Genomic DNA, 14,550 nt, shown 5'->3' on the forward strand with positions numbered 1-14,550 from the left:
ACAGAACCATATCAAAAAAGACAAAGTCATTCTCAAATCTGGTTGAAAAAATCAGAATCTGTTTAGTGTATTATTTAAGTTTAGATTATATCTGCAATCAGGTTGGAGATGGAGCCAAAAAAATAAGATCAGAACCAGAATTAAAATTCAGTTCTGACTTATTTTCAGCACAATAAAAAAGTAAACGCCTATTTATAATGGGTAACAAGGTGTTTTATGCTCATTCATTAAAACTTTCGGATAGCAATGATAATTGTTCTGTTATTTTCAGTAATATATTTATGAATGTTATTGTTCCATCGTAGCAATTTCGGCTTCAAGTAGTGATCTATGCCATTCCCATAACTCGTCCAAGGTATTGAAATCTTGAGGAACAGGATTATTTTTCCTAAATGCTTCACTTGGTGTTATTGGTTGGTAATGACTAAAGTAACTTTCACTTGTTCTTCTTGGATTATAAGCTAATGATGATTCAAAATAATTATTTGCTATATCATAATGGTGAGTATGAATGAATCCGTTCCATCTATTACGTAAAATATCTTCAGGAGTAATATCTATAACTTCAAATTGCTCCATTTCTCTTTCATCTGGAGTACCCCAGGCTCCGTTTAGTAATGAAACAGCTTCTACATCTGAAACAGGTGCGCCATAACCAAATATAGTTGCTCTTACAGTTCCACTTTCCTTACCTAGCCAATACTTTACTCTTTCCCATTCAATGTTGATAAACTCATCATCTGTGTAGTTTTTTTGCTCAACGGGGTATAAAAGTTTTGTTGGTTCAAACACACCACCATCTTTTCGCATTTGATAGCCAACAGGGCCGCACCTTTTATCATCAGCACTGTAACCAATAGCTACATTACCATGTAAGAAGGAAAGGCGAGGGAGGTCTTTCGTAAATTCTCTATTTCTAACCCATGCCTGATACAGAAAAGGATCCCAATTAAATGTTGCAATTAAATCTTTGTTTCTTAGAGCCAATACCATATAGTCATATATGGTTGGTACTTCAGGAAGTTTCATGTCGCCAAAATATGCTTGAATGCGTTCTTCTATTGCTATAAGAATTTCTGAATTAGGGATTTCTCTATGCAGATTTCCATACAGTTTTTCAAAATTACTATCGCGTAATTTTTGCGGTACTAATTCTAATAAATCCTGTAAACCGACTACCTCTGCAAAATTATCCATTGAAGGCAATCTTTTACCATTTAATTCACTATTTCTTATTGTGGATGCAATACTTGCACCAGCTCCTAAAATAACAACATGGCCACCTCCACCATATACTTGTTTTATACCTTCCTCTTTTGTCATTTTCTCATTTATTATTCAGTTGATTGAATCCTATATTGATAATGGCAAGTTACGAAATATTAAAAGTAACAATGTCACACACTGCCAAGTAATTCCGCTTACTGCCACTTTGTTATAACACTTTCTATTCCATGAGATATTTGTCTGGAAAACCTGCATGGAGCAGGAAAAACATAACAATTTAAAGTGTTAAAATCATGGAAAAACAAAGAAAAAAAATCCTGCTGGCAACAATGGCAATGCTGACAGGCTTCAGTGTGTTGGCACAGGGAGACGGTTCAGCTGGTATCACCGAAGCGACTCAAATGGTTACGTCCTATTTCGATCCTGCTACACAACTCATCTATGCTATTGGAGCCGTGGTAGGTCTCATTGGAGGGGTTAAAGTGTACGGTAAGTTCAGTAGCGGAGATCCCGATACAAGCAAGACTGCAGCAAGCTGGTTTGGTGCATGTATCTTCTTAATCGTAGCCGCTACCATTTTACGTTCATTCTTCCTTTAATCCCTTGCCTTATGAATTACAATATTAATAAAGGCATCGGAAGAACAGTAGAATTTAAGGGGTTGAAAGCACAATACTTGTTCATTTTCGCAGGCGGACTGCTTGGTATGCTTATCCTAGTCATGATACTGTATATGGCAGGCGTAAACTCTTACATCTGCCTGTTGCTTGGAGCAGGCGGTGCTTCGCTGATTGTATGGCAAACTTTCTCACTAAACAAAAAGTATGGGGAACACGGGCTGATGAAAATTGGGGCAAGAAAAAGACACCCACGATACATCATCTGCCGCAAGGCGGTACACCGCTATTTAAAGTTCACTTCTAAATCGAATGCCGTATGAGAAATGTAGCCAAGACCACTACGCTGGAAAATAAGTTTCCATTACTGGCGGTAGAAAATAATTGTATTCTCTCGAAGGATGCTGACATTACCGCCTGTTTTGAAGTGCATTTGCCGGAACTGTTTACGGTGGCTTCTGCTGAATATGAAGCTATTCATTCCGCTTGGCACAAAGCCATCAAGACTTTGCCCGATTATACGGTCATCCATAAACAGGACTGGTACATCAAGGAAAACTATGCGCCCGATATTGCTGGCGATGATTTGAGTTTTTTGGGTAAATCCTATCAACTGCATTTTAACGAACGTCCTTTTCTTAATCATTATTGCTACCTGTTCCTGACCAAGACCACTAAGGAAAGAATGCGAATGCAGAGCAATTTTTCATCGCTTTGCAAAGGTGCTCTTATACCAAAAGAAATCAGGGACAAGGAAGTGATCCATCGTTTCATGGAAGCCGTTGGACAATTTGAACGTATTGCAAATGACAGCGGATTTATCGGTTTGCGACGTCTTACAGAAGAGGACATCATTGGTACGGATGAAAAACAGGGGTTATTGGAACAGTATCTAACGCTGTCGAGGGAGGTCGGGACACCAATGCAGGACATCGGATTGGGAGCTGAGGAAGTACGTGTTGGCAACAAAAGATTGTGCCTGCATACCTTATCCGATACAGACGACCTGCCCTCAACAGTATCAGCAGATACTCGTTACGAAAAACTATCTACCGACCGGAGCGACTGCCGTTTGTCGTTTGCTGCTCCAGTGGGCTTGTTGCTAAACTGCAATCACATCTACAATCAATATCTGTTTTTGGATAACAGTGAAGACAACCTGCAAAAGTTTGAGAAGTCTGCAAGGAATATGCATTCATTGGCTCGTTACAGCCGTGCCAACCAGATCAATAAAGAATGGATAGAGCGATACTTGAACGAAGCACACAGTTTTGGGCTATCCTCCATCAGGGCACACTTCAACATCATGGCTTGGTCGAATGACCCGAGTGAATTTAAACAGTTAAAGAACGACTGCGGTAGTGCTTTGGCACTTATGGAATGCAAGCCCCGTCATAATACCACCGATGTAGCTACGCTCTACTGGGCAGGAATGCCGGGAAATGCTGGCGATTTTCCAAGTGAAGAAAGCTTTTATACGTTCATTGAGCCTGCTTTATGCTTATTCACTGAAGAAACCAACTATCACAATTCGCCATCGCCATTTGGGATCAAGATGGCAGACCGTCTGACCGGAAAGCCAATCCATCTGGATATTTCCGATTTGCCAATGAAGCGTGGCATTATCACAAACCGAAACAAGTTTATATTGGGACCTTCGGGAAGCGGTAAATCTTTCTTTACCAACCACATGGTCAGGCAATACTATGAGCAAGGTGCACACGTCCTGCTTGTGGATACGGGTAATTCGTATCAGGGGTTATGTGAACTTATCAAAGGAAAAACCAAAGGCGAAGACGGGGTTTATTTCACTTACACAGAAGACAATCCCATTGCTTTTAATCCTTTCTATACCGATGATGGCGTGTTCGACATCGAAAAAAGAGAAAGTGTCAAAACCCTGATACTTACGCTTTGGAAACGTGATGATGAACCGCCGACCCGTTCAGAAGAGGTGGCATTGTCCAATGCGGTAAGCGGGTATATCGAACGTATCAAACAGGATGATGTATTTCCTTCTTTCAATGGTTTCTATGAATATGTTCAGGGTGATTACCGTAAGGTATTGGATGAAAAACAGGTCAGGGAAAAAGATTTTGACATCGCCAATTTCCTGAACGTACTGGAACCTTATTACAAAGGTGGCGAGTATGATTACCTGCTAAATTCCGACAAACAGTTAGACCTGCTTTCCAAACGCTTCATTGTGTTTGAAATTGATGCGATTAAAGACCACAAGATTCTCTTTCCAATCGTGACCATCATCATCATGGAGGTGTTCATCAACAAGATGAGAAGATTGAAAGGTATCCGCAAACTCATCCTGATTGAAGAGGCTTGGAAAGCCATTGCCAAAGAGGGAATGGCAGAATATATAAAGTACCTCTTCAAAACAGTTAGGAAGTTCTTCGGTGAAGCTATCGTCGTAACACAGGAAGTGGATGACATCATCCAATCACCCATTGTCAAGGAAAGTATCATCAATAATTCCGATTGTAAAATCCTGCTCGACCAGCGCAAGTACATGAACAAGTTTGATGATATACAGGCTATGCTTGGACTTACGGACAAGGAGAAGGGACAGGTACTTTCCATTAACATGAACAATGACCCGTCACGGCTTTACAAGGAAGTGTGGATTGGTTTGGGTGGAACCCATTCGGCAGTATATGCCACAGAAGTGTCCGTAGAAGAATATCTCGCCTATACCACCGAAGAAACGGAAAAAATGGAAGTGATGCGGCTTGCCGGTGAACTGGATGGAAATGTAGAGCAGGCCATCAAGCGTATAGCCCTGCAAAGAAGAGAAAAGTAAAACAAATTATTAATCATTAAAAATAAAAGAGAAATGAAAAAAATATTATTCATGGTGTTAACAGCACTAATGTTGGCTGTAGCACCGTCTGCAAAAGCCCAATGGGTGGTTACCGATCCTGCAAACCTGGCTTCAGGTATTCTTAACAGTGCCAATGAAATTGTTCAGACTTCAAACACAGTATCCAATGTTGTCAAAAATTTCAAGGAAGTGGAAAAGGTATATAAACAAGGCAAAGAATACTACGACAAGCTACAAGCTGTAAATAATCTAGTGAAAGATGCACGCAAGGTGCAGCAGACCGTACTGCTGGTTGGGGATGTGTCAGAAATGTATGTGCAGAATTTTGGCAAAATGATGAACGACCCCAATTTTTCTGCTCAGGAATTAATAGCTATCGCCAATGGTTATGCAGCTCTGCTTAACGAAAGTACCGAACTGCTGAAAGAACTCAAACAGATAGTAAGCTCTTCCAGCTTGTCGTTGAATGACAAAGAGCGTATGGATATTATTGACCGTGTGTACAAAGAAATAAAGGGATACCACAGCCTTGTACGCTATTATACGAACAAAAATATCTCAGTAAGTTTTCTAAGGGCAAAAAAACAGAATAATAGTAAAAGAGTACTCGAACTCTATGGGACTGCTAACGAAAAATACTGGTAGGTTATGGAATTTAATAATCTTCACGAGGTTCTGCGCTCCTTGTATGATGAGATGCTGCCACTGTCAGCCGATATGTCGGCAGTGGCGAAAGGAGTGGCTGGTTTGGGAGCCTTATTTTATGTAGCAATTAAAGTGTGGCAGGCACTAAGCCGGGCAGAGCCGATTGATGTGTACCCTTTACTGCGTCCTTTTGCTTTAGGTCTTTGCATCATGTTTTTCCCAACCATGGTACTTGGAACAATCAATGCAATCCTTAGTCCGATAGTACAAGGGACGCATGCCATCCTCGAAAATCAGGTGCTTGACCTGAACGACCTACAGACAAAAAAGGATCTGTTGGAACGGGAAGCCATGCTTCGAAATCCTGAAAATGCCTATTTGGTATCTAACGAAGAGTTCGATAAAAAGCTGGAAGAACTGGGTTGGTCACCATCTGATCTGGTCACGATGTCGGGGATGTATATGGAAAAAGAGATGTACAGGATTGAGCAGTCTGTAAAAAACTGGTTCAGGGAATTGCTGGAAATTCTATTTCAAGCAGCTGCTTTGGTGATTGACACCATACGTACATTCTTTTTGATTGTGTTATCAATTTTGGGTCCGATAGCTTTTGCTATATCGGTCTGGGATGGCTTTCAGTCCACACTTACGCAATGGCTTACCCGATATGTTAGCGTGTATCTATGGCTGCCCGTAGCAGACCTGTTTAGCTCCATGCTTGCCAAGATACAATCCCTGATTATAGAAAGGGATATTGAAATGCTTGCGGATCCGACTTTCATTCCAGACACCTCAAACACCGTGTATGTCATTTTTATGATCATTGGTATAGTGGGATATTTTACCATACCAACCGTGACAGGCTGGATTATTCAGGCTGGTGGCGCAGGAAATTTTACCCGTAACGTGAATCAAGCCGCAATGAAAGCTGGAAATATTGCTGGAGCTGGGGCAGGTTCGGCAGCAGGAAATATCGGTGGACAGTTACTCAAATAATGTAAAATGATAAATCAGTAAATAATGGAATTTAAAACGCTAAGAAATATCGAAAACAGCTTTCGTCAAATAAGACTTTACGCCCTTGTATTTGCCGTTCTCTGCATAAGTGTTACAGGATATACCGTATGGCAATCCTACCGCTTTGCAGAAGAACAACGCCAAAAAATCTATGTACTGGACAATGGGAAATCACTAATGCTGGCTCTTGCACAGGATGCATCCATCAACCGACCAGTTGAAGCAAGGGAACACGTAAGACGTTTTCACGAACTGTTTTTTACGCTGGCTCCTGATAAAAATGCTATCGAAAGCAATATGAGCCGGGCGTTTAACCTTGCAGATAAAAGTGCTTTTGATTATTACAAAGACCTTTCGGAAAAAGGATATTACAACCGTATTATATCGGGGAATGTACAGCAGCGTATCGAAGTGGATAGCGTGGTTTGCAATTTCGACAAGTATCCCTATGCGGTACATACGTATGCTAAACAGTTTATTATCCGTTCCAGTAATGTAACCAAACGTAATCTGGTAACTTCCTGCTATCTGGTCAATTCCGTCCGTTCGGATAATAACCCGCAGGGCTTCAATATCGAAAAATTTTCGGTGGTCGAAAACAAGGACATTGAAGTTATTGAACGCTAAAAATAAGAGTATGGAAACATTTTCAGATTTAAACACCTTCGCTATAACCCTTACCGAAAAAGGATATAGCGGTTATTTCCACACTCAGGGCGCGTATCCCGGAAAGCTAAAAGACAGTATTTGTGAATATCTCGAAAGTTGCCAAAAGGATGCCGACAATTTGCCTAAACAGGAATTGTTGCTGACAAGCTATCTGCAATGGTCAGGAGAAGATAAGCCTCGTGTAGAATGCAATATGTGGATAAAATACCTGAACGGCAAATTCTCTCTCAACAGAATGGAGGTAGCAAAAAAAGATGGCTTCGGACAACTGATGAAAAAATCAACTTTGACAGACCTTTCTATACTATCCGTACCCAAAGCAATTGCTTCAATCGCTTTGGTTAGTGAAGAGCCGAAGCAGGAGGCAGAAAAAAGTCCAAAGCGTTTCAAGCTATAACAAAAAGAAATTTGAAGGCTATGAAAAAATTAAGAACAACTATGGACAGGTACTTTGACAAGCTGGATGAACGTTGGCGGGTATTGCCAATACAAAAACAGCATCAATGTATGCTGTACTTCTTTGTGGGCTATCTGCTACTTACTGCAGGGGTCATTGGCAAAGTATGGTATGAAACTTCAAAGTCCCGTAACGATATAGGCATTGAGCATATCGAGAACCCCATCCACAAAAAAAATGAAAGTCCTACAAAATTGCAGGATACATTAACAACAATTTATAAAAATAAGATTTATGAAAGTAAATGAGAACAAAAAAACGGTTGTTCGGGTAACGGAAGGTAACCCAGCAGCAACCGATGATGTACTGCAAGACAGTACACAGGACAAAATTCAAAAGCTTAAAAAGCCACTCATCTTTGGTTTGATGGGTATTGTGTTCCTCGGCTGTATATACCAGATCTTTAAACCGTCTTCAGAGAAAAAAGAAATTGAGAAAATCGGATTGAACGATGTCGTGCCTCAGGCCACGGGTGCAGGAATGCCTGACGATAAGGGCAAGGCATACGAAGAGGAAATGCTGGAAAGTAAGAATCAGGAAAAACGGAACGATCTCACATCTCTTTCTGATTACTGGAATGAAGACGAAAAAGGAGAGACGGGAGACGAGTTGCCTGAAGAGGAAGAAAGCTATAGTAGTGCCAACGAATCTGGAAAAAATAGTAATCCCGCTTTGAACAGTTACGGCAACGTGCAAAGCACATTGGGCTCTTTCTATAAGGACGATAATTCTGAAACGAAGGAACTCCGTAAGCAATTGGAAGAATTAAAGGAAAAACTAGCTGAGAAAGATGCTCCAGCCAGAGTAACAGTAGATGACCAATTGGCATTAATGGAGAAATCCTATCAGATGGCTGCAAAATATCTTCCTTCAGGCACAAATACGGGAGAAGCAGTACCTGTAAATGGTGCTGTTTCTAAGTCTTCTTCCTCTACACAAAAAGAGCAGTTTGTGGCATTCACTTCTACAAAAAAGAACACTGTATCGGCTTTGTATCGTGAGCGTAGCGATAGTGTCTTTTTAGCGGATTGGAGCTGGAACAGGAACAGCCGTTTTTACACTGCTGGTGCTTTAGAACAAGTGGTACTGCCCAAAAACAGCATCAAAGCCTGTGTACAGGAAACGCAGACTATTATCGGTGAAAGCGGTGTACGCCTCCGTTTATTGGAGCCTGTCCAAACGCCTAATCGTACCATTCCCAAAGGAACAATTTTAACGGCTAACGCCAAACTTGAGGGAGGACGTTTACAGATGAAGGTTATTTCCATAGAATTGGAGGGAAACATCCTCCCGGTTGATATTACGGTTTATGATCTGGACGGTCAGCAGGGTTTGTATGTGCCGTATTCGCCCGAAATGAATGCCCTTAGCGAAATGGCAGGGAATATGAGCCAGCAATCCGGTACAAGCCTGATGCTTACCCAATCAGCAGGACAACAGGTTGCCGCTGATTTGAGCCGTGGTGTAGTACAGGGCATCTCGGGCTATTTCTCCAAAAAAGTGAAGACACCGAAAGTTACCTTAAAGGCAGGTCATCAACTGTTTCTTGTCTCCAAAAAATAATGTAAAACATAAATAGAATTAAACAATGAAAAATCATTTTAGAACCTTGTGGGCATTTGCCCTGATCATTGGCTTTGCCATTTCCTCTTTTGCACAGGACAGTGCAAAAAGTTCCCTTACTTTAGGTAAGATAGAACCGTTCTGTATGGAAGTTACTTATGACAAAACTTCACATCTGATTTTCCCAACTGCTATACGCTATGTGGATCTGGGCAGTGAATACCTTATTGCAGGAAAAGCAGAAGATGCGGAAAATGTACTTCGTGTAAAAGCATCGATAAGAGAGTTTGCACCAGAGACAAATTTTTCGGTGATTACCAATGACGGCCGCTTTTACAGCTTCAATGTACATTATAATTCATGCCCAGAGGCATTGAGTTATGACCTGCTATCAATGCAAAAGGCAGTGGATAAAGCGGGCGGGAACGATGTGCTTTTTGAAGAATTGGGAAACAATTCTCCATCTCTGGCAGGTTTGTTATTGGAAACCATTTACAAAAACGATAAGCGTATTGTAAAGCATATCGGGGCGAAAAGTTTCGGCATACAGTTTATTCTCAAAGGAATTTACATCCATAATGGTAAATACTATTTCCATACAGAACTCGCAAACCGTACCAATGTTCCTTTCCAGATTGATTTTATCAATTTCAAGGTAGTGGACAAAAAGATTGCAAAGCGAACCGTGGTACAGGAAAAGCCAATGATACCACTACGCACTTACAGGCCACTGAGTGAGATTGACGGAAAAAGAACTGAACAAAATGTGTTCCTATTAGACCAGTTTACGATTGCCGATGACAAGATGTTGTTGATTGAGATTTTTGAGAAAAACGGGGGCAGACATCAAACACTTCAGGTAGAAAATTCCGATTTGATTAAGGCTCGTTTGATTAATGATATGCACCTCAAATTTTAGTAATCCATTAAAATAAAGATAGAAAAATGAAAAAGTTTATTTATACGATGATGTTTGCCCTTATAGGCATCACTGTCGCACAGGCACAACGAATGCTTCCTAAACAGAAAGGACTGGAAGTAAACACAGGAACGTTATCCAATGACCATCCTGGCAGGAACTACTACCTCAATATAGGTATGACCGTAAACGGTAAAAATGGCAATTACCAGCTTTGGGCTTTGGAATATACGCATCAGTATGATGAGTATAAAGACTTCCGCTTACCACAGGAAACCTACACAGCCGAAGGGGGATACAGTTTCTTTCTGCTGGGCGATGCCCGTAAGAACATTAGCCTGAATGCAGGAATAACTGGTGTGTTGGGGTATGAAAGCATTAACCGTGGCGAAGCTCAGTTGTATGACGGGTCAATAATACTGACTGAGGACAATTTTATCTATGGTACAGGCGGAAGGCTGTCTTTTGAAGCATACCTATCCGACCGTTGTGTATTGATCCTTCAGGGGCGTACTAAAGTTTTGTGGGGTACTGACTTGGAACAGTTCCGAACTTCAGTAGGTCTAGGATTGAGGATTAACTTCTAAAATATAAAACTATGACAGCATTTTTCAATAGATTCAAAATAGGCTTACTGCCAATGTATGTATTGCTGGCAATCCTGACAAGCTCTGTTACATCTTGTAGCAAAGGCGAACTGGAAATACAAAATGATTTCCCTTTTGAGGTTAAGGTTATGCCCGTACCCAAAGAAATTGCTAATGGCAATACCGTGGAGATTAGGATAACGATACAGCCAACCGGCAATTATAATAACACGCAATATTATCTTCGCTACTTTCAGTTTGATGGACAAGGAACTTTGCAGTATTATGAAGAACCGCCGTATCTGCCCAACGATTTGTACCCGTTGCAGGCGAAGCAATTTAGGCTCTATTATACTTCGAACTCCACTGTATCGCAATCCTTTGACGTATGGATTTCGGATAATTTTGGAAACGAAAAGCAATTGAGCTTTGAGTTTAATAGCAGTGACTAAAGTGAAAATGTGTTTAGTCTTAAAAAACCGATACAGGATTAATAAAAAATAAAAATTACAATTTTTAAACAGTAGTAAGCAAAAGTTTACTACTGTTTTTTGTTTTATAAGTCTTCATTTTAATTTGGTTTTGTTTAAATTTATTGGGATTATAATCTTTATAATATGAATGTATAAAATGCGGATAACAAACTGTTAAACAATGCCTTGTAATGCTAATGGCTACAACATTGTTCAGATGTTTAGAAAACCTTTATAAATGTAATTCTATGTTATCTAACATAGGAATAGGAACATTTGGTAATTCCGATGTAACTGTTTTTTTTAATTATAAATTTAAGAAATAAAACCTTAGACCGTAAAATGTTAAAACCCAACTTTAACCAAGCGACCTTCTTTTGCTTCTTTTCTTTGGTCGCTTATGCGGAAAGAAAAGAAGTCCGCTAAAACTATGAAAGGGATAATGTATATCCCTTAGAAATAGAATGGCAACCTGTTTGATAAAATACGGAGTGAGGAAGCGAAGGGTGTATTTTGGCAAAGTGGTTGTACCGATTTGACGCAAAAAGACTTTTCCGACCATCGGAAGGGAGTGTCTTTTTGCCGCCCGATTTTCGGTTATCAGGCGACTTTTATGGGGTGGGTACGAAAGTCCTTCAGATTGTGGAAAAAGCCCCTGTACGGCGTCATACCATATCGAAACAAGTTCCATAAAAGCGAACAGCCCATCTGGGTTAGAGAGGAATTGATAAACAAATCCTGTTTCTCCAATGCTTCTGCCAAACTGCAACTTGGGGTGTTGTCCTCTTGTTCAGACTGTTTCAATAATTCTCCAAATTCTTCCGTAATCATTGGCAGGCTTGCCACCGTTTCATATTTCTCCGAATTGGGTTGATGAATGTTTCCTATGGTAGATAGTAACACTTGCCCTGTATGCTGGCTGTTACCAAAATCCAGCCAATATTTAGGTTCGTCCCTGTGGTGTCTGCGGTTGCTTATTTCTTTCAGTATTTCAGCAACTCCAAATCTCGCCTGTACATTGTCCACGCAGGTAATGTAAATAGTCGCCCGTGCTTCTTCGGGAATTCTGCCCAAACTGTCCTTTTCAAACTTTGCGCTTTCGGCTTTCCAATTTGTCCCCGAAAAGCGGTTTGCACGGTTGATGAGTGCAACGGATTTGTACAAGCCTGTTTCACTTTCTGCAAAACGCTGTCTTCCTAAATTGGCATTGGTCACAATATCATCATCCCACAATCGGACGGTCAACCCTGCGTGTCCCAATTCGATTAAGCTGTGGTTCATTTCCATTAAAGCGGTCAAAACCTTTGAGCCTGTGCCACCTGCACCGATAAGGTTTACCGTAATGGGATTGGTGGGGCTTATCAGATAATTATCGGTAAAATGTACTTTTAGTTTCTCGGTATTCATCACAAAAGATTTTTAAGGGTTTTGTTGTTCTTTTTCAAAACCTCTTTAGGAAAGGTTTTGCTTGTTTCAATCAGTTTTTTCCAAAGGCTTACGCAATTCCCTTTGATGGGGCTGTGGTTTCCTAATAAATGACTGAAATAGCTGTTGAAAAAGTAGTCTTCCCAAGCAGTTGTAAATTCCTCCACAGAAGCGGAATTTTTGATGTCTATACTTACAGTTCCCATACATACTTTGCCATCTTCATAAATGTTGAAGAAAGGAGCATAATACAATGGTGTGTTTTTTGTTGGTCTTCTATCGCTTGCAAGAGCAAATACAGTAAGGCTGTTTTTACTGGCATACCAAAGCATTGACGGTACATATGCTTTGCCGTTGGGCATATCCAGACTGCTGACAAAATACAATTGCTGTTCCTGTGCTTTGGTGTACCAAAGCACCGTGCCTTTTTCGCTTGGATTGATATGCAGTATATTGGTCGGCAAAATTCCTTTTGGCTTTAAAAAGGCTCTGTCTTTTTCTTTATCGGTGTGTAAAGCCTTCGCCAATACTTTAGCTTCATTTACGGTCAATGGGTGGGCATTGACAGGATTTCCGGTTTTATCCATATCAAAATGCTCTACGTACAGATCGGTATTCGTTCCTTTGGTTTGGTAAAAAACCAATGCGGATTTTGGATGGTAAAGCGTTCCAAAATTCTCTGTTATGTCGTTTGCGTTGTTCATTTTCTTGTCGTTTTATAATCATACAGTAGTGTGCAGAGTTCGTCTAAAAGGGAAAATAGGCGGTTCTCAAAATCAAGGTTGGTTTGTGTTATGTTGCTTCCGTCAAAGCGTTTGCAAATGGTCGGTTCTTCCATTGCTTCATACTCGTTAAACTCATTGTTAATACTGTCGGCAAGTCTCTCATACAGCCAACCTGTAGTATCTGCTATAAAGGAGATGTATTTTTCCATTCCAACAGTTTCGGAGTCGTTTTCATCATTATAGGGGTCTTCTTCGGGTCTTGGGGCGTTTCGGAAAATGCTCTCGTGTGGATATTGCGTGTAGAGGGCAAAGGCATTGTAAGCCACTTTTTGACACTCCTGTTCGAATGTGTCACGGCTTTTAAAATGGTTTAAACGATGTTCAAAAACTTGTAAATTGATACGGTTGAACAGTTTTTGTTCTATCCGTTCGCCTATCCATTCGGCTTTTACAATCTCTGCAATGTAACTTTCCGTTTCTTCGGTACAATCATCCTGTTCGACCCAATCGTTCATCATTTCGTACATCCAATATAGATAGCTGTTTTCCTGTCTGTAATAGGGTATATCGACAATATGGTACAGATAACTGCAAACCGAAACAAGCAATTGAGCCGTCTTTTTACGCTTTGGGTCATTAAGCATTTGAAAGAGTGGCACAATTGGAATATAGTACAGGGTTGTGCCTGTGCTGTATCTTTCTTCGCTTGTAAAAAATGTTTTCTTACTGTCCTGTACCAAACGTAAATTATCCCAATTGATATTGTTTTGTTTTAATTTGGTTTCAGTATCCCACATAGCCAAAGCCATATTGTAGGGGTAGCCGTAATCCTGCGTTTGTAACGGTTCAATGCCATAATGTTCGGCAAGTTGGGAAAGGAACTTGTAAAAATCCCTTTCCGTTTTTGCAGTTCTCTTACAAGCCTGTACGGATTGCACTGCTTTCAGTTTAGGCAGAAACATACACTTTAGAAAAGCATTGGTAGCATAGCTATCGGTACAGATTTCTGCTTGTCTTTCCGTACTTCGTTTGTGTCTTTGGCTCTCTGCATCCAATTTGCGAACTCGCCCAATTGTCGGTGCAGTTGCCGTTGTGTTTTCTGTTCGGGTATGCTGATAGTTCCCGATAGGATATTGCGTTGCATAGTTCATCATTTTTGATTTTTGGTTTAACCTTTCGTTCCCATTACGCTTTCGAATTTGTATTCTATCCTATCATCACGGATAATAGGGGCAGATATTTTTGCGGTGGTTAGTATGGGATAGGTATTGGCATAAAAATTCAATACCGCTTCCACACTCCAACGTGGTTCGGGGTCGGTCAGTCTAATGTCCTGTCCTTTATCTTTAAGTATAAATACTCGTTCTAACTGTGTTGCTAATAACATAAC

At 40.5% G+C, this 14,550-nt stretch carries 17 protein-coding genes; 12 read left to right on the top strand and 5 right to left on the bottom strand.

The annotated features are described in order from the left end of the window. Positions 1-288 precede the first annotated feature (288 nt). Positions 289-1,323: a hypothetical protein gene (locus tag AO58_RS0110780; protein WP_024981712.1), complete on the bottom strand. Its 1,035-nt coding sequence runs from the start codon at positions 1,321-1,323 to the stop codon at positions 289-291. Between the two features lie 197 nt (positions 1,324-1,520). Here AO58_RS0110780 and AO58_RS0110785 point away from each other — a divergent pair, with 197 nt between their 5' ends. From AO58_RS0110785 to AO58_RS0110840, 12 genes are read left to right on the top strand one after another with little or no spacing between them, the layout of a single operon-like run. Next, positions 1,521-1,826, top strand: a complete 306-nt coding sequence (locus AO58_RS0110785) for a DUF4134 domain-containing protein (protein WP_024981713.1) — start codon at positions 1,521-1,523, stop codon at positions 1,824-1,826. Positions 1,827-1,837: 11 nt separating this feature from the next. Further along, positions 1,838-2,167, top strand: a complete 330-nt coding sequence (locus AO58_RS0110790) for a DUF4133 domain-containing protein (protein ID WP_024981714.1) — start codon at positions 1,838-1,840, stop codon at positions 2,165-2,167. Beyond that, entirely contained in the window at positions 2,164-4,659 is a 2,496-nt protein-coding gene (locus tag AO58_RS17220; RefSeq protein ID WP_035717702.1) for a TraG family conjugative transposon ATPase, read from the top strand. Before AO58_RS0110790 ends, AO58_RS17220 begins: the two co-directional genes overlap by 4 nt. Before the next feature lie 33 nt (positions 4,660-4,692). Beyond that, complete coding sequence (locus tag AO58_RS0110800) at positions 4,693-5,325, top strand: DUF4141 domain-containing protein (RefSeq protein ID WP_024981869.1); 633 nt, start codon at positions 4,693-4,695, stop codon at positions 5,323-5,325. Between the two features lie 3 nt (positions 5,326-5,328). Further along, complete coding sequence (gene traJ, locus AO58_RS0110805) at positions 5,329-6,321, top strand: conjugative transposon protein TraJ (RefSeq protein WP_024981715.1); 993 nt, start codon at positions 5,329-5,331, stop codon at positions 6,319-6,321. Between the two features lie 24 nt (positions 6,322-6,345). After that, complete coding sequence (traK, locus tag AO58_RS0110810) at positions 6,346-6,969, top strand: conjugative transposon protein TraK (protein ID WP_024981716.1); 624 nt, start codon at positions 6,346-6,348, stop codon at positions 6,967-6,969. Positions 6,970-6,979: 10 nt separating this feature from the next. After that, complete coding sequence (locus AO58_RS0110815; RefSeq protein ID WP_024981717.1) at positions 6,980-7,408, top strand: hypothetical protein; 429 nt, start codon at positions 6,980-6,982, stop codon at positions 7,406-7,408. Between the two features lie 20 nt (positions 7,409-7,428). Beyond that, positions 7,429-7,716: a hypothetical protein gene (locus tag AO58_RS0110820; protein ID WP_024981718.1), complete on the top strand. Its 288-nt coding sequence runs from the start codon at positions 7,429-7,431 to the stop codon at positions 7,714-7,716. Further along, positions 7,703-9,031: a conjugative transposon protein TraM gene (gene traM, locus AO58_RS0110825; RefSeq protein ID WP_024981719.1), complete on the top strand. Its 1,329-nt coding sequence runs from the start codon at positions 7,703-7,705 to the stop codon at positions 9,029-9,031. The genes AO58_RS0110820 and traM overlap by 14 nt, the downstream gene beginning before the upstream one ends. A gap of 25 nt (positions 9,032-9,056) precedes the next feature. Further along, entirely contained in the window at positions 9,057-9,950 is an 894-nt protein-coding gene (traN, locus tag AO58_RS0110830) for a conjugative transposon protein TraN (protein WP_024981720.1), read from the top strand. Positions 9,951-9,976: 26 nt separating this feature from the next. After that, positions 9,977-10,537: a conjugal transfer protein TraO gene (locus AO58_RS0110835; protein ID WP_024981721.1), complete on the top strand. Its 561-nt coding sequence runs from the start codon at positions 9,977-9,979 to the stop codon at positions 10,535-10,537. 11 nt (positions 10,538-10,548) lie between these two features. Beyond that, positions 10,549-10,989, top strand: a complete 441-nt coding sequence (locus AO58_RS0110840; protein ID WP_024981722.1) for a DUF3872 domain-containing protein — start codon at positions 10,549-10,551, stop codon at positions 10,987-10,989. Between the two features lie 621 nt (positions 10,990-11,610). Here AO58_RS0110840 and AO58_RS0110845 read toward each other — a convergent pair. The 4 genes from AO58_RS0110845 to AO58_RS0110860 are packed head-to-tail and all read right to left on the bottom strand — an operon-like array spanning position 11,611 to position 14,547. Beyond that, positions 11,611-12,417: a PRTRC system ThiF family protein gene (locus AO58_RS0110845; RefSeq protein WP_024981723.1), complete on the bottom strand. Its 807-nt coding sequence runs from the start codon at positions 12,415-12,417 to the stop codon at positions 11,611-11,613. Further along, complete coding sequence (locus AO58_RS0110850) at positions 12,417-13,139, bottom strand: PRTRC system protein B (RefSeq protein WP_024981724.1); 723 nt, start codon at positions 13,137-13,139, stop codon at positions 12,417-12,419. Before AO58_RS0110850 ends, AO58_RS0110845 begins: the two co-directional genes overlap by 1 nt. Beyond that, a complete protein-coding gene (locus AO58_RS0110855; protein ID WP_306372110.1) occupies positions 13,136-14,314 on the bottom strand; it encodes a hypothetical protein in 1,179 nt (392 codons plus the stop codon). The genes AO58_RS0110850 and AO58_RS0110855 overlap by 4 nt, the downstream gene beginning before the upstream one ends. A 14-nt stretch (positions 14,315-14,328) precedes the next feature. Next, positions 14,329-14,547 (bottom strand): PRTRC system protein C, encoded by a 219-nt coding sequence (locus tag AO58_RS0110860; protein ID WP_024981726.1) that lies wholly within the window; start codon positions 14,545-14,547, stop codon positions 14,329-14,331. Positions 14,548-14,550: the final 3 nt, after the last annotated feature.

Origin of the sequence: Flavobacterium succinicans LMG 10402 (assembly GCF_000611675.1) — a bacterium.
Taxonomy (GTDB): Bacteria; Bacteroidota; Bacteroidia; order Flavobacteriales; family Flavobacteriaceae; genus Flavobacterium; species Flavobacterium succinicans.

What these genes read in the sequence shown, in the direction of transcription:
- AO58_RS0110780 (WP_024981712.1), bottom strand. Translation starts at nt 1,323, where the DNA reads ATGACAAAAGAGGAAGGTATAAAACAAGTATATGGTGGAGGTGGCCAT.
- AO58_RS0110785 (WP_024981713.1), top strand. Translation starts at nt 1,521, where the DNA reads ATGGAAAAACAAAGAAAAAAAATCCTGCTGGCAACAATGGCAATGCTG.
- AO58_RS0110790 (WP_024981714.1), top strand. Translation starts at nt 1,838, where the DNA reads ATGAATTACAATATTAATAAAGGCATCGGAAGAACAGTAGAATTTAAG.
- AO58_RS17220 (WP_035717702.1), top strand. Translation starts at nt 2,164, where the DNA reads ATGAGAAATGTAGCCAAGACCACTACGCTGGAAAATAAGTTTCCATTA.
- AO58_RS0110800 (WP_024981869.1), top strand. Translation starts at nt 4,693, where the DNA reads ATGAAAAAAATATTATTCATGGTGTTAACAGCACTAATGTTGGCTGTA.
- traJ (WP_024981715.1), top strand. Translation starts at nt 5,329, where the DNA reads ATGGAATTTAATAATCTTCACGAGGTTCTGCGCTCCTTGTATGATGAG.
- traK (WP_024981716.1), top strand. Translation starts at nt 6,346, where the DNA reads ATGGAATTTAAAACGCTAAGAAATATCGAAAACAGCTTTCGTCAAATA.
- AO58_RS0110815 (WP_024981717.1), top strand. Translation starts at nt 6,980, where the DNA reads ATGGAAACATTTTCAGATTTAAACACCTTCGCTATAACCCTTACCGAA.
- AO58_RS0110820 (WP_024981718.1), top strand. Translation starts at nt 7,429, where the DNA reads ATGAAAAAATTAAGAACAACTATGGACAGGTACTTTGACAAGCTGGAT.
- traM (WP_024981719.1), top strand. Translation starts at nt 7,703, where the DNA reads ATGAAAGTAAATGAGAACAAAAAAACGGTTGTTCGGGTAACGGAAGGT.
- traN (WP_024981720.1), top strand. Translation starts at nt 9,057, where the DNA reads ATGAAAAATCATTTTAGAACCTTGTGGGCATTTGCCCTGATCATTGGC.
- AO58_RS0110835 (WP_024981721.1), top strand. Translation starts at nt 9,977, where the DNA reads ATGAAAAAGTTTATTTATACGATGATGTTTGCCCTTATAGGCATCACT.
- AO58_RS0110840 (WP_024981722.1), top strand. Translation starts at nt 10,549, where the DNA reads ATGACAGCATTTTTCAATAGATTCAAAATAGGCTTACTGCCAATGTAT.
- AO58_RS0110845 (WP_024981723.1), bottom strand. Translation starts at nt 12,417, where the DNA reads ATGAATACCGAGAAACTAAAAGTACATTTTACCGATAATTATCTGATA.
- AO58_RS0110850 (WP_024981724.1), bottom strand. Translation starts at nt 13,139, where the DNA reads ATGAACAACGCAAACGACATAACAGAGAATTTTGGAACGCTTTACCAT.
- AO58_RS0110855 (WP_306372110.1), bottom strand. Translation starts at nt 14,314, where the DNA reads ATGATGAACTATGCAACGCAATATCCTATCGGGAACTATCAGCATACC.
- AO58_RS0110860 (WP_024981726.1), bottom strand. Translation starts at nt 14,547, where the DNA reads ATGTTATTAGCAACACAGTTAGAACGAGTATTTATACTTAAAGATAAA.